Here is a 14,088-nt window from a genome sequence, read left to right as displayed (position 1 = left end):
GGAATGCTTTTCACAGATCCCCGTCACGGACGTCCGGAAACGCAAAAATACGGCCGCCCCGCCGGATTTCTCCGGCGGGGCGGCCGCATGGTGTGGACCGGCTCGCGACTACTCTCCGAGCAGGTACCGGATGTGCTTGACCAGTTCGCCGATGTCCGGGGTACGGAGCAGGCTGTAGTGGTCGGCGTCGAGGTCGATGACCGTCGGCGGCTCGGCGGAGTAACCACTGCTGTTCTCGATGAACGAGTAGTCGTCGCCGCGGGCCTTGAAAATGGTCACCGGCGCGCTCAGCGTGCGCTCGGACAGCTCACGGAAGGAGTACTCGAATTCGTAGGTCTGACCCACGACCGAGATGATCCGCTTCGCCAGGTCGATGTCGATGCCCTTGAGCTCGCTGATGAATTCGGCGAAGGATTCCTCGTCCGTCGCCGATTCCAGGCACTTGTCCAGGTCCGGACCCGAAATGGTGCCGGTGAACACCGAGAAGAGGATCGTCGTGTAGGCGCGGTTGGCGAAGGACGCCTCACGGCCGTACACCTTGCCGTTCTCGGCGCGCACGGTCGGCGAGCCCGGGGCGATCAGGAAGAGGTTGTCGACCTTCTCGCCCGCCTGCTCCAGCTGGTAGGCGGTCTCGAAGGCGACGCGGGCACCGAAGGAGTAGCCCCACAGGGTGTAGGGGCCCTTCGGCTGGAGCTCCTTGATGGCCTCGATGTCGGCCTTGGCCATCTCCGTGATGGTCGCGTACGGGGCTTCGCCCTCGTTGATCCCGTGCGCCTGGATGCCGTAGAACGAGCGGCCGAGGCCGATCTCGCCGGCCAGCGTGCGCAGGTTCATCGGGTAGCCGCCCAGGCCCGGCCAGCACAGCACCGGACGGTCCTTGCCGGTCTCGGCGTGCAGCCGCACCAGGCGGGAGGACTCCTGGGCGACCTCGCGCTCCAGGCGGCGGGCGAGCTTCTCGACCGTCGGGGACTCCAGGACGCTCTGCAGCGGCAGGGAGACGGCCAGGCGCGAGTTGAGCTCGCGGATGAGGCCGACGGCGATCAGCGAGTTGCCGCCCGACTCGAAGAAGTCGTCCTGGACCGAGACGCTCTCGCGGCGCAGGGACTTGGCCCACACCTCCGCGATCTCCTTCTCGGTCTCGGTGCGCGGGGCGACGAAGGGCCGCTCCACGAGCTCGGCGTTGACCTGGTCGGAGGCGGCGAGCGCCTTCGCGTCGATCTTGCCGTTGGCGGACAGCGGCAGCCGCTCGAACACCACGACCCGGTTCGGGATCATGTAGTCCGGCAGGAAGCTGACGAGGTCGTCGCGGATCAGCTCCGCCGGACCGCGCATGTGGACGCTGTCCTCGCGCATGCCCTCGTGGCCGAGCTGCTCCTCGCTGACCCGGCCGCCGACGAAGAAGTACGACGGACCGCTGTCGACCCCGGCCGCGTTCAGGACGGCGTCGATCCGGCGCGACGCGGGCAGCGGGTTGCCGGTCTTGGAGCTGTAGCCGGAGGACATGAAGCCCAGGCCGAGCCCGTTCATCATCAGGTGCTGGAGCTTCTTGCCGAGGGTGATGTAGTGCAGCCACTCCTCGGGCGCCCGGCTGACCACGCTGATGCCGAAGCTGGCGGCCTCGTACACCGACTGGTTGATGGCGATGACCTGCTTCTTGAGGACGATGTCGTCCGAGAAGCGGGTGAGCTCGCCGTCCGCGTAGCGGTACTGGCCCTGCGGCAGGCCCTCGACCTTGCCGCCGTGGGTCTGGACGTAGACCTCGGCGTGGTCCTCGCGCGGGCCCGTGTGCGGGACCAGCTCGAAGGTGCCGAGGTAGAAGTCCTCCTCGGGGACGTCCAGCAGCTCGCGGACGGCCGGCTCGAAGGCCAGGTCGCGGATGTCCAGGCCGTAGGCCGGCAGCACCTGCTCGAAGAGGCCGACGATGTGGCCGGTCTCGATCTCCAGGACCTCCTGGATGTTGTTCTTGTAGACGGGCTCGATGCCGCCCTTCTTGCCCATGAAGTGGATCCGGGCGGTGGGCTTGCCGGTGGCGGCCCGCTCGCTGATGAGGACGAGCTGGTGGCGGACCGGCTGGTAGTAGTAGTAGCCGGGCTTCAGCGAGCCGACGCCCTCCAGCTCGAAGTACATCTGCGTCGCGTACAGCGCGCCCGGGGAGGCGTAGCCGTACTTCGGCAGCAGCCGCTCCTCGCTGACGTACTGGCCGAACCAGCGCAGGATCTGGCCCAGTTCGGCCGGGGCGAGGTCGGCGGACTTGCGCGAGTAGGCCGAGGGGACCTTCGCGCCGAGCAGCGCGAGCAGGTCGCCCTGGGTGACCGCGCCGCCCTCGTAGAAGCGGTACGTCTTGCGGGCGAAGACCCGGCTGCGCTGCTCGGGGGTGGGCTGGGCGCCCGGCAGGTCGAAGGTGGAGCGGCCGGCCAGCTCGGAGTCGTCGCGCAGGCCCGGGTTGGACAGCTGCGCCTTGACCTGGAGCTTGCTCTTCTTCGAGGCGTGGTGGGAGCCGTGGTTGCCCTGGTCCATCAGGGCGGCTTCCTTCTCGCTCAGCTCGACGCAGGCGATCAGGTTCTGGAAGCCGGTGCGGCCGTCGTTCTTGACGATGACCGCCGCGTTGCGGACCCAGTCGTGGTTCTCGATCGCCAGGGATATCTCGTCCAGCTCGACGCGGTAGCCGCGCAGCTTGACCTGGTTGTCGGCACGGCCGGCGAACTGCACGGTGCCGTCCGGGTTCCACTGGCCCAGGTCGCCCGTCTTGTACAGGCGGGTGGTGCCGGCGCCCTCGGTGAGCTCGATCTCCAGGAAGCGCTCGGCGGTCAGGTCGGGGCGGTGCAGGTAGCCGCGGGCCAGCTGGCCGCCGCCGATGTACAGCTCGCCGATCTCGCCGACGCCGACGGGCTTGAGGTCGTCCTTGCCCAGGATGTGGTACTGGGTGTCGTGGACCGGGGCGCCGATGGAGATGGACTGCGGCGCCTCGTCGAGGGCGGCCGGGTCGACCACGAACGAGGACGAGTTGATGGTGCACTCGGTCGGCCCGTAGACGTTGATCAGGGCGCGGCCCGGCATCTCCTGCGTGACCTGGACGGCGAGCAGGCGCGAGAGCGCCTCGCCGCCGCTGAAGATCTGCTGGAGGGAGACGCACTGGTCGAACTTCTCGGTGTCCAGCAGGCCCTGGAGCAGGGTGGGCACGCACTGGAGCGTGGTCACGCCGTACTTGACGATGGTCTCGATGAGGCCCTCGGGGTCGGCGTAGACGCCGGGGGCGCCCATGACGACGGTGGCGCCGTTGGCCGGGGAGAGGATCTCCCACTGGGCGGCGTCGAAGCTCATCGGGGTCTTCTGCAGGATGGTCTTGCTGCGGTCGATCGCGTAGGTCTCGCGCAGCCAGCCGAGCTGGCTGACGATGCTGTGGTGCTCGATCATCACGCCCTTGGGCTTGCCCGTGCTGCCCGAGGTGTAGATGACGTACGCGAGGGTGTCGGGGCGGGCGCCGTCGAGGACGGGCGCCTCCTGCCGGCCCTCGGGCAGGAGGAAGGCGTCGGAGTCGCGCAGGGTGACGACGGTGACGTCCGCGGGCGCGAGTTCGCGCAGCCGGGACACCAGGCGCTGCTGAGCCAGGATGATCTTGGCCTGGCTGTTCTCGATCATGTACCGGAGGCGGTCCTCGGGGTACTCCGGGGACAGCGGCAGGTAGGCGGCTCCGGCGGTCAGGATGCCCCAGGCACCGACCATCAGATCGATCGACGGTTCGACGAAGAGGCCGACGCAGTCGTCCGCCGCCACGCCCAGGTGTCTGAGGTAGGCGGCCAGGGCGGAGCTGCGGGAGGCGAGCTCCCGGTAGGTCAGCCGCTCGTCACGGTAGACGACTGCGGTCGCCTCGGGATGCTCGGCGACACGCTCCGCGAGCAGGCCGGGCAACGTGGTGGTGCCGCGCAGGGTGGGCTCGAGCACGGTGGTCTCCTGAAGTGTCATTTCCCGCTTCCTTACGTTCCGTTGTCGAGCAGCGGGCGCGCGCACGCCCCCGCGACCGGGCCTGCGGTCGAGCGGTCGGCCCGGTGTGCGACGGCTCACCCGTGCGCCTGGGGGGAGGTGTCCGCCCTGGGGCGGCCACCGCGCCGGCGGTGAGCGTCGGGCGCCGGAAGGAGTTCCGGCGATAAGAATCAGAGAAACGAGGGGCGCAGGTCAGGAGCCTCACCTCCCGGGAAACGACCCGGAACGGTGCGGTGCGTGCGGCCGCCTCCCCCATCGGGCGGACGGGCCCCCGTCGGGCCCGTCCGTCCGGGCGATCACCGGCTCTGGAGGAGCCGGGTCACTGATCCGTTTTCGAACACTTCACGGGTGGCCCCGGCGATGAGCGGGGCGATCGACAGGACGGTGACCTTGTCCAGTCCGAGCGCCCCGGGCACCGGCAGGGTGTCCGTGAAGACGAACTCGCTGACGCGCGAGTTCTTCAGGCGGTCCGCGGCGGGGCCGGAGAGCACCCCGTGCGTGGCCGCCACGATGACGTCCTTCGCCCCCTGGGCGAACAGGGCGTCGGCCGCGGCACAGATCGTGCCGCCGGTGTCGATCATGTCGTCGACCAGGACGCACACCCGGTCCCGGACGTCGCCGACCACCTCGTGGGCCGTGACCTGGTGGGCCACGTCCTTGTCCCGCCGCTTGTGGACGATCGCGAGCGGGGCGCCCAGCCGGTCGCACCAGCCGTCGGCGACGCGCACGCGGCCCGCGTCGGGCGAGACCACGGTGAGGTCCTCGCGGTCCACCTTGGAGCCGATGTAGTCCGCGAGGACCGGCATGGCGAAGAGGTGGTCCACGGGGCCGTCGAAGAAGCCCTGGATCTGGTCGGCGTGCAGGTCGACCGTGAGGATCCGGTCCGCTCCGGCGGTCTTGAGCAGGTCCGCCACCAGGCGGGCCGAGATGGGTTCCCGGCCGCTGTGCTTGCGGTCCTGCCGCGCGTATCCGTAGAACGGCAGGATGACCGTGATGCTGCGGGCCGAGGCCCGCTTCAGCGCGTCGATCATGATCAGCTGTTCCATGATGGACTTGTTGATCGGCGCCGTGTGGCTCTGGACCACGAAGCAGTCCGCGCCGCGCACGGAGGCGTGGTAGCGGATGTAGATCTCGCCGTTGGCGAAGTCGATCGCCTTCGTCGGGACCAGCGTCGTGCCCAGCTCGGCGGCGACCGCCTCTGCCAGCTCGGGATGCGCGCGCCCCGAGAACAGCAGCATCTGCCCGGTCTCGCTCACGCGGCGAGCGTCGGGTAGTCGGTGTAACCGGTGTGGTCACCGCCGTAGAACTTGCTCTGGTCGGCCTCGGCCAGCGCGGCGCCGGTGCGGATGCGCTCCGGCAGGTCCGGGTTGGCGAGGAAGGCCGAGCCGAAGGCGACGGCGCAGGCGACGCCGGTCTCCAGCGCCTCGGTGGCGATCTCGGCGTTGACCGGGACGCCGTTCTCCGGGTGCGGGCACAGCACGATGGTGCCGGTCCACTGGGCGCGCAGGGCCGCGATGTGATCGCGGTTGCCGCCCTCCAGGATGTGCAGGAAGGCCACCGGCGGCAGGGCCGCGACGAAGGCCTCGTAGAGGGCGCGGGTGTCGTTCTCGACGATGTCGTTGTACGGGTTCGACGGCGAGATGCGCACGCCGACGCGGTCGGCGCCGATGCGCTCGGAGACCGCCTCGATCACCTCGATCGCGAAGCGGACGCGGTTCTCGATCGAGCCGCCGTACTCGTCGGTGCGCTGGTTGCTGTTGTCCGCCAGGAACTGGTGGAGCAGGAAGCCGTTGCCCGCGTGGACCTCGACGCCGTCGAAGCCGGCCTCGATGGCGAGCTCGGCGGAGTCCGCGAACTCCTTGACGACACCGGCGATCTCCTCGGTCGTCAGCGCGTGCGGGACCGGGTAGTCGAGCGGGCCCTCGGGGCCGTAGGCCTGGCCGGCCGCGGCGATGGCGGACGGGGCGACCGACTGGTGGCCGCTCGGGTACAGCGCCGGGTGGCCGATGCGGCCGGCGTGCATGAGCTGCACGACGATCTTGCCGCCGGCGGCGTGCACGGCCTCGGTGACCGGCTTCCAGGACTCGGCCTGCTCCTGGGTGTGCAGACCCGGGCTGTTGGCGAAGCCCTGGCCCACGGCGCTGGGCTGGGCGCCCTCGGTGATGATGAGGCCCGCCCCGGCCCGCTGGCCGTAGTAGGTGGCCATCAGGTCGGTGGCCAGACCCTCGGCGGTCGCCCGGTTGCGGGACATGGGCGCCATGACCACTCGGTTGCTCAGGGCCAGCTTCCCGAGGGTGACCGGCTCGAACAGCTTCTCGGACATGTGTCTCTCCAGACTGAGGTCAACGCGTGGTGCGGTGGTGGAACGGAAAACGCCCGCGGGCGGGGCGGATCAGCGGCCCGCGATCTCGGCGAGGTGGCGGGAGTGCGCGACGGCGAGGCGGCCGGCCGCCTCGGCGCAGGAGGCGAGGACGGCCATGTTGGCCTTGGCCGAACGGCCTTCGGTCGCCGCGTCGACGGCGCGCATCAGGTACTTGGTGATGGCCTGGCCCGACACCCCGTCGCGGGTGGCCTCGGCGACGGCGGCGCGGATGGCCGTGTCCACCTCGGCGGAGTCGATGGCGTCCTCCTCCCTGACCGGGGTGGTGATCAGGAAGGAGCTGTTGTTGCCGAGGGCCCAGTGGGCCTCGACGGCGCGGGCGATGACCTGCTCGTCGTCCAGCCGGTGCGGAGCCTTGTGGCCGCTCGTGCGGCAGTAGAAGGCGGGGAAGTCGTCCGAGCGGTAGGCGACGACGGGGACGCACTGCGTCTCCAGGTACTCCAGCGTCAGACCGAGGTCGAGGATCATCTTCGCGCCCGCGCAGACGACGGCGACCTTGGACCGGGTGAACTGGATGAGGTCCGAGGACACGTCCCAGGTCTCCTGGGCGCCCCGGTGCACGCCGCCGATGCCGGCGGACGAGAAGAACGGGATCCCCGCGAGCTCGGCCGCGACGACGGAGGTGGCCACGGTGGTGGCGCCCAGCCCGCCCTGCGCGAGGACGACGGGCAGGTCCCGGCTGGACACCTTGGGGATGCCCGGCAGCGAGGCGAAGCGCTCGATGTCCGCGTCGCTCATGCCGACCCGGATCTCGCCGCCCTCGATGGAGATCGTCGCGGGCACCGCGCCGCCGGCCCGTACGGCGTCCTGGACCTTGCGGGCCGTGGCCGCGTTGTCCGGGTAGGGCAGGCCGTGCGTGATGACGTTGCTCTCCAGGGCGACGACGGCCGCGCCTTCGTGGAGGGCCTCACGGACCTCCTCGGTGTAGACGACGGGGATGCCGCTGCTTGCGCTCATCGGGGCTCTCTCAACTCTCGTTCCAGTAGCCGGGTGCCTTGATCAGCTCGTCCCGGCGCGCGGCTATCTCGGCGAGGACCTGGGTGTCCCAGTCCTCCGGGTCGACCGGCTCCAGGGAGATCGAGACGGTTTCCTCGCCGGTGGCGAAGGTCTTCGTCACGGCGGCGGTGACCGCCTCGTCGATCGCCCTGAGCTGCTCGTCCGTGAAGTTCCTCGGGTAGTGCCGGACGTGTATGTGGGGCACGGCCTCGGTCCTCTCACGGGGAATGCGCGTACGTGTGGTCGTGGGGGGGGTGGGCGGCACACCGCGGACGGGGGAGGCCGCGGTGTGCCACCACCGCTCCCCGCCCGTGCCCAGGGGGGAAGGGGCCCGGCGGGGAGTCTCGGGCGGGAGTCCGGCGCGTTACGCCGGGGCGGATTCCCGCGGGGTCTTGGGGGAGGCCGGCCCGGGGGCCGGCTCCGCGGCCGCCGCGGCGGCGGCCTTCTTGGCGCCCGGCCGTGGCTGGGCGAGGAACACCGCGGCCACGACGATCAGCGCTCCGACGATCTGGAGCGGCGAGAGCGACTGGTCGAGGACGAAGTAGCCGAGCAGGGTCGCCGCCAGCGGGGAGGCGAAGCTCAGGAACGAGACGGCCAGGGCGGGCAGGCGCTGCACGCCGCGGAACCAGATCGCGTAGGCGAACAGGGCCCCGATGATGCCGAGGTAGAGGAAGCCCCAGATGTTCTTGCCGGTGATCTCGCCGGGCAGGCCCTCACCGATCAGTGCGATCGGGAGCAGCACCAGACCGCCGACGGTCAGCTGCCAGCCCGTGAAGGGCAGCAGGCCGACGCCTTCGGGGCGTCCCCAGCGCTTGGTCAGCACGATGCCGGAGGCCATGCTGAGCGCGCCCAGCAGACCGGCGATGACACCGGTGGCGTTCAGCCCGGCGTTCGGCTGCAGGACGAGCAGCGCCACACCGGCCGCGCCGAGCGCACAGGCCGCCAGGTGGATCCGCTTGATCTTCTCCTTCAGCAGCACGGCGCCGAGCAGCAGCACGATCATCGGCTGGATGGACATCACCAGCGCGGCGACACCGCCCGGCAGGTGGTAGGCGGCCACGAAGAGCAGGTAGAAGAAGGCGCCGATGTTCAGGACGCCCAGGACCAGGGCCCGCCACCACCACATGCCCTTCGGCAGGGTGCGGCCGAGGATCACCAGGATGAGACCGGCGGGCAGGGCACGGAGCACGGCCGCCAGCAGGGGGCGTCCCTCGGGCAGCAGCTCCGTGGTGACCAGGTACGTCGAACCCCAGATCGCGGGCGCCAGCGCCGTGAGCGCGGAGTCCGCCAGGGTGCGGGGGCCCTTCATCGCGCGGCGCCCGAGTCCGTCGTGCCGAAGAAGCGGTCGCCGAAGTCGCCGATGCCCGGGATCATGAACGCGTGCTCGTTGAGGCGCTCCTCGACCGAGGAGGTGACGATCTTGACCGTCGGGTGCTCGCGGTGGACCGCGGCGATGCCCTCGGGGGCGGCGAGGAAGTTGACGAAGACGATGTTCTCCTCGCGCACGCCGGCGTCGAGCAGGACCTCGATCGCGGCGTTGGCGCTGCCGCCGGTGGCGAGCATCGGCTCCAGGAGCAGGACGTACCGGTCCGCTATGTCGGACGGCAGGTTCTGGTAGAAGAGGTGCGGGAGCTTGGTGGTCTTGTCCCGCTGGATGAGGACCTTGCCGATGCGGATGTTCGGCACGACCTCGCGCAGCTCGTCCACCATGGAGTCACCGGCCCGGATCACGGGCACGGCGCACAGCTTCGGAGCGAACTTCAGCCCCTCGAACGTCTCGCCGACCGGCGTGACGACCTTCACCTTGTCGAACGGCAGCTGGTCGAGCGCCGATTCGAGCAGGAGTCGGATGATGCGCCGGGAGTAGAACACGAAGTCGGCACGCGAGGCCTCGCGGTCGCGGATGATCGTGTGCATGGCCCGGAGCTGGTTGGTCTGCGGCAGCGGGTGGACGTTGTGGTGGCCGGTCGCCATCTGAACCTGCTTCTCGTCGGTCGGTGGAGACGGGCTGTGGCCGGGCCCGGGGCCCAGAGGGCCCCGGGCGGCCGCAGCCGCGTGGTGGGGTGCCGAGGTCAGGAGGCCGCGATCTCGGCGAAGGCCTTGCGGGACTCGGCCACGAACTTCGCGACCTTGGCGCGGTCCTTGCGGCGGTCGGTGCCCTCCAGGAGGCTGTGGGCGTCGACGGCGGCGGGCTTGACGAAGCGGATCGCGTCGGCGACGTTCTCCGGGCTCAGGCCGCCGGCCATCATCAGGGGCTTCGGCGAGCGGCGCACGAGCTCCGCGCTGACGTTCCAGTCGTGGGTGAGGCCGGTGGCGCCCTTGGCACCGGTGGCCGGGTTGAAGGTGTCGGTGATGAACATGTCCACCGAGTCGGCGACGTCGTCGACGAGCTTGAGCAGCTCCTCGGCGTTGTCCTCCTTCACGACCAGGCTCTTGAGCACGTACAGGTCGGGACGGTTCGCCTTGAGCTTGCGCAGCTGCTCCGGCTCCACGTCGCCGTGGAGCTGGACGGCCTTGACACCGAGCTGGGTGGTGAAGGCGCTGATCTCGTCGGCATCCGTCATGTAGCTGATGAGGACGCCCTCCTGGGGGGCCTTCAGGCCGGCGATGATCTCCGTGGCCGCGGCCTCGGAGATGTCGTCCTTGCCCGACGGGAGCCGGAGCGGGAAGCCGAACCAGTCGACGCCCTCCTCGGCCAGCAGAGCGGCCTCCTCGGCGTCGATGATTCCGGCGACCTGCACCAGGTCCTTCACGTCACTCATGTGTGTTCCTTTTCGGGATGTATCTGCTGAATCAAAGCGAGTACGGGCCGAACGAGTTGACGTGTCCCGGCATGACGGATTTTCGTTACACGTCTCGGGATGCTCACGAAAAGCCTCGTTGGTGACGATCTGTTGGTCAACGGGCTTTATGTCAGATCCGCGTCAACCTTCTTCAGGTCTCTGTCAGACGGCCGGCCGACGCGGACCGCAGCGGCGTCACGGGCGAGCAGGCACTCCTCCAGGAAGGCCAGAACCCGGAGGTGATAGGTGCGAGCCGCCCAGCCCAGGCTGATGTTATGACCGGAATCGGGCAGTCGGACAGCCTCTGCGAACCCCCGGGGCAGCGGACTCAGGAGTTCCTCCAGCGCCGCGCCGTCGGTCCTCCACCACAGCTCCTGTTCGGCGAAGGTGAACCGGACCGGGACCCTGGTCCGGGCCGCGAAACGGGGGTACATGTCCGGCCAGCGGACGGTCTCCCGGGCCTCCAGGGCGGGCACCGGACGGACCAGGGCCGCGCCGAGCCGGAAGGCGTCCGGCGGGTAGAACCGCAGCGCGCCCCAGTGCCGGCGCCACTGGCCCTTCAGGTCCGCCGCCGCCCCGGGCAGCTGCCCGGGCTCCACCGCGAAGCGCCGGCCGAGCCCGCTGAGGTCCAGCCCGATTGGCGCGAAGTCCGCGTCGGCCGCGGCGGACAGCGCGAGCCTGCCCCCGTTCGAATGGGCCACGAGGAAGTATCCGGCGCCCAGTTCGTGGTCCCGGGCGAAGCCGTCCAGGGCGGCCAGCAGGATCTCGGTCTGCCCGGCGAGCTCCTGCCCCTCGGGCAGCGCCGCCGCCGAGGCCCCGTAGCCGGGCCGGTCCAGGGCGAGCACGGCGTAGCCGAGGGCGGCGCCGAGTTCGAGCAGCGAGAGCCCGGGGCGGGCCCGGCTGTCGAAGTAGCCGGCGCTCATCCCCGCCCCGTGCAGGGCCACCACGACGGCCCGGGGCACCGGCTGGGCGGGCAGGGCGAGCAGCCCGGACAGCGGAACGCCGGCCGCGTCGAGGACGACGGGCCGGATCCCGGGCGGGCCGGGCGGCGGTGGAGCGGGCATGCGGGGGCCTCCGGGAAGGGTGACGGGGACAGGGAGGGCAGGGGGGTCGGGGGTCAGCCGCGGGGGCGCGCCGTGCGGACCCGGGCGGCGGCGAGCGCCCAGGCGGCCCGGCGGCGCAGCAGCGTGGTCAGGGGCGGCAGCGGGTGGCGCACGGCGTGCGGCGCGGGGCGCCGTACGGCGTGCGGCGGCGCGGGCTCGCGCAGCGGTTCCGGGGGGAGTTCGCGCGGGGTTTCGCGCGCGGGGACCCAGTAGCCGGCGATCTGCACGGCGTTCATCCGGCGCTCACAGCCTGACTCCGGCCAGTTCGGGCAGGCGGACGCCGGAGTCCCACACGACGTGGAAGGCGATGTGGCTCAGCCGCCAGCCTGCCGGGGTGCGCACGGCGCGGGCCTCGGAGTAGCCACCGACCTCGAAGTGGGCGGGCGGCTCGCCGGGCGCGTGGTGGACGTGGGTGGTGAGCTGCTGGGCGCGCAGCGTGGCGCGGTCCCCGTCGAGGACCACGCTGTGCCCGGTGCTCAGGTGGTGCGTGCGCGCCCACCGTTCGCGGGCCTCGCGCTGGAAGGCGGCGAAGGCCTCGACGCCGGTGCAGACCCCGATCGGGAAGGCGAAGGTGACGTCCTCGGTGAAGAGACCGGCGAAGCGCTCCCGGTCCGGGCCCGGCGGCCCGCCGGAGTCGAGGGCGGTGACGTAGCGGTCGAACAGCTCGCGCAGTTCGGCGTGGTCGCGAAGGAACCGGATCTGCTCGCGCAGGTCCGCGATGTCGTCGTGGGGCGAAGGCATGGCCTCTCCAGGGGCGGACTTCATGGGCGGGTGGCGCGACGACCCGGCAGCCGGTCCCCTCGGAGGTGTACCGCTCCCGTGGTCGGGCGGGGCAGCAGGGTGCGCGCCCGGACGTCGAGGTCGTGGTGGTGCCGGAGCAGGGTGGTGAGCTGCCCGGGGGCGGCCCACCGGCGGCCGGGCGGGTCCGCGAGCGGGACGCGTGCGGGACGCGTGCGGCGCTCAGGTCGTGGCGGGAACGCTCGGCGGTGGACCAGGAGAGCAGCGCGGTGTCCGTGTGCGGGGCTGGGCCGTCCGGATCCCCGGCGGGGAGGCGGGCCAAGACGCCGTCCCGGCGCGGGAGTCCGCCGGTCCGGCCGAAGGGCAGCAGCCGGCGGATGCCCTCGTGGGCCGGTACGTCGCCCACGGCCCGGACGAGCATGACGCGGCCGCCCGCGCGCGGGAACCGCTCGCCGTGCGCGGACGGGAGCGTGCAGGCCGGCATCCGGCCACGGGTTACGGCCGGCGCCGGCTGGAGGGTGGCGCGGCGGCCGGGCTCCGACGCGGCGCGCGGCAGGAAGTGCGCGACGCCGACGAAGAACCTTGACCAGAATGCCGAAACGCCGAGGACGCCGAGGCCGCCGGGTCACGACCGGCTGGTGCCACGGCCGGCCGCGTCCGTCGGTCGAGCCGCTCACCCACACCCCTCGGCGGTGAAGGGCGTCCCGCTGCGGCGTCCGGGGCCGCCGCAGGGCAGCCGCGGAGCGGACGAAGCGCCCCGGGAGACCCTGGGGAACGTCGCTCCGTCCGCACCCGGCGGGCGCGTCAGGCGGGCCGGGGCCCGGCGCGGTGTGCCCGCCAGGTGCGCGGCCCGAGGAAGCCGCGCGGGCCTCCGGACCGGCACCAGCCGGCCACGGCCGGACCGCTGCCCGCCGTACCGCCGTACTCGCCCTCGAAGGCGGCGGCCCGGGCGAGCACGACGGCGGTGAGCGCGGCGAGTTCGTCGGTGTCGGGGCGCCCCCTCACCACACGGATGAGCTGGTCCGGCGCTTGCGTCTCCACGGGCTGCTCCTCTGGTCGGGACGGTCCGCGCCGGCGGTCGCGGCGGCGGGTTCGCGTGCGCGGGCGGTCCCGCGTACAGGGGCCGGCCGGGGCCGGAGCGGGGTCAGACCGGGGTCAGACCGGGGTCGTGCTGAGGGCCCCCACGGCCTCGGCCAGCCGCTCGGCGGTGTGCGTGGGGTGGACGCGGGCGCCCGGCAGGATGTGCCGGACAAGTCCGCTGAGCACCTGGCCGGGGCCCACTTCCACGAACCGGTCGGCGCCCGAGGTGGCGAGCGCGCCGACGGCCTGGGTCCAGCGCACCGGGCTGGTGAGCTGGCCGCGCAGGGCGACGACGGCCTCGGCGGCCGTCGTCACCCAGCCGCCGGTGACGCCGGAGACCAGGGGGACGGCCGGGTCGCGGAACTCCGTGGCCATCAGCGTCTCGGTGAACTCCGCCTCGGCCTCGTCCAGCAGGCTGGAGTGGAAGGGGCCGCCGGCCCGCAGCCAGGCGATCCGGGCACCGGTCACGGCGGCCTCCCGCGCGACCCGCTCCACGGCCTCCGCCTGACCGGAGACCACGGTCTGCCGGGGCCCGTTGTCCCCGGCCACCTCCACGACCTGGCCGGTGGCCGCCCGGGCCTCGGCGCACATCCGCATCAGGTCCGTACGGCGCGGGCCGATCACCGCCACCGTGGCGCTGCCGACCCGGTCCCCGACGGTCGCGACGAGCTCGCTGCGCAGCCGGACGAGCCACAGCGCCTCGGTCCACTCCAGGACGCCCGCCGCCACCAGCGCCGCGTACTCCCCCAGGCTGTGCCCGGCGACGGCGTCGGGCGCCAGGCCCTCGCCGCGCAGTACCTCCAGCACGGCCAGGCTCGTCAGGAAGACGGCCGGCTGCGCCACCGCCGGGTCCTCGAAGTCCCGGGGGGACCCGTCCCGGCAGATCCGGGCCAGGGGGATGCCGAGGAGGTCGTCGGCGGTGCGGTAGTAGGTGTCGGCGAGGTCGGGGCGCAGGGCGAGCAGCTCCCTGGCCATTCCGGCGCATTCGGAGCCCTGGCCCGGGAAGAGGAAGGCGGTGCGGCTCATC

The 14,088-nt window shown here is 71.9% G+C and carries 13 protein-coding genes; all 13 read right to left on the bottom strand.

Annotated features, from left to right (window positions below; all coding sequences use genetic code 11):
• Positions 1-108 precede the first annotated feature (108 nt).
• Positions 109-3,963, bottom strand: coding sequence for an amino acid adenylation domain-containing protein (locus ACFYYT_RS32345; RefSeq protein WP_351822725.1), 3,855 nt, complete (start codon positions 3,961-3,963; stop codon positions 109-111).
• Between the two features lie 314 nt (positions 3,964-4,277).
• Entirely contained in the window at positions 4,278-5,219 is a 942-nt protein-coding gene (locus tag ACFYYT_RS32340; RefSeq protein WP_351822765.1) for a ribose-phosphate diphosphokinase, read from the bottom strand.
• 14 nt (positions 5,220-5,233) lie between these two features.
• On the bottom strand, positions 5,234-6,304 hold the full coding sequence (locus ACFYYT_RS32335; protein ID WP_351822722.1) for an alkene reductase: 1,071 nt from the start codon (positions 6,302-6,304) through the stop codon (positions 5,234-5,236).
• Between the two features lie 69 nt (positions 6,305-6,373).
• Complete coding sequence (locus ACFYYT_RS32330) at positions 6,374-7,318, bottom strand: pseudouridine-5'-phosphate glycosidase (RefSeq protein WP_351822719.1); 945 nt, start codon at positions 7,316-7,318, stop codon at positions 6,374-6,376.
• A gap of 10 nt (positions 7,319-7,328) precedes the next feature.
• Entirely contained in the window at positions 7,329-7,562 is a 234-nt protein-coding gene (locus ACFYYT_RS32325) for a tautomerase family protein (RefSeq protein ID WP_351822716.1), read from the bottom strand.
• Between the two features lie 159 nt (positions 7,563-7,721).
• Positions 7,722-8,666 carry an EamA family transporter gene (locus ACFYYT_RS32320; protein WP_351822713.1) on the bottom strand — a complete coding sequence of 315 codons (945 nt, stop codon included), beginning with the start codon at positions 8,664-8,666 and terminating at the stop codon, positions 7,722-7,724.
• Positions 8,663-9,331 (bottom strand): uracil phosphoribosyltransferase, encoded by a 669-nt coding sequence (gene upp, locus ACFYYT_RS32315; RefSeq protein WP_351822710.1) that lies wholly within the window; start codon positions 9,329-9,331, stop codon positions 8,663-8,665. The genes ACFYYT_RS32320 and upp overlap by 4 nt, the downstream gene beginning before the upstream one ends.
• 98 nt (positions 9,332-9,429) lie before the next feature.
• Positions 9,430-10,119, bottom strand: coding sequence for a phosphoribosylanthranilate isomerase (locus tag ACFYYT_RS32310; protein WP_351822707.1), 690 nt, complete (start codon positions 10,117-10,119; stop codon positions 9,430-9,432).
• Positions 10,120-10,265: 146 nt separating this feature from the next.
• Positions 10,266-11,204: an alpha/beta fold hydrolase gene (locus ACFYYT_RS32305; protein ID WP_351822704.1), complete on the bottom strand. Its 939-nt coding sequence runs from the start codon at positions 11,202-11,204 to the stop codon at positions 10,266-10,268.
• Positions 11,205-11,257: 53 nt separating this feature from the next.
• Positions 11,258-11,479, bottom strand: a complete 222-nt coding sequence (locus ACFYYT_RS32300) for a hypothetical protein (RefSeq protein WP_351822701.1) — start codon at positions 11,477-11,479, stop codon at positions 11,258-11,260.
• Between the two features lie 7 nt (positions 11,480-11,486).
• Positions 11,487-11,984, bottom strand: coding sequence for a nuclear transport factor 2 family protein (locus ACFYYT_RS32295; protein ID WP_351822698.1), 498 nt, complete (start codon positions 11,982-11,984; stop codon positions 11,487-11,489).
• Positions 11,985-12,785: 801 nt separating this feature from the next.
• On the bottom strand, positions 12,786-13,022 hold the full coding sequence (locus ACFYYT_RS32290) for an acyl-CoA carboxylase subunit epsilon (protein WP_351822695.1): 237 nt from the start codon (positions 13,020-13,022) through the stop codon (positions 12,786-12,788).
• A 114-nt stretch (positions 13,023-13,136) separates the two neighbouring features.
• Positions 13,137-14,087: an ACP S-malonyltransferase gene (locus ACFYYT_RS32285; RefSeq protein ID WP_351822692.1), complete on the bottom strand. Its 951-nt coding sequence runs from the start codon at positions 14,085-14,087 to the stop codon at positions 13,137-13,139.
• Between the last annotated feature and the right edge of the window lies 1 nt (position 14,088).

Source organism: Streptomyces sp. NPDC002032, from assembly GCF_042890765.1.
In the GTDB taxonomy this organism is placed as follows: Bacteria; Actinomycetota; Actinomycetes; order Streptomycetales; family Streptomycetaceae; genus Streptomyces.
Note: the sequence above shows the minus strand (reverse complement) of the source record. Positions and strands in the feature narration are given on the sequence as shown.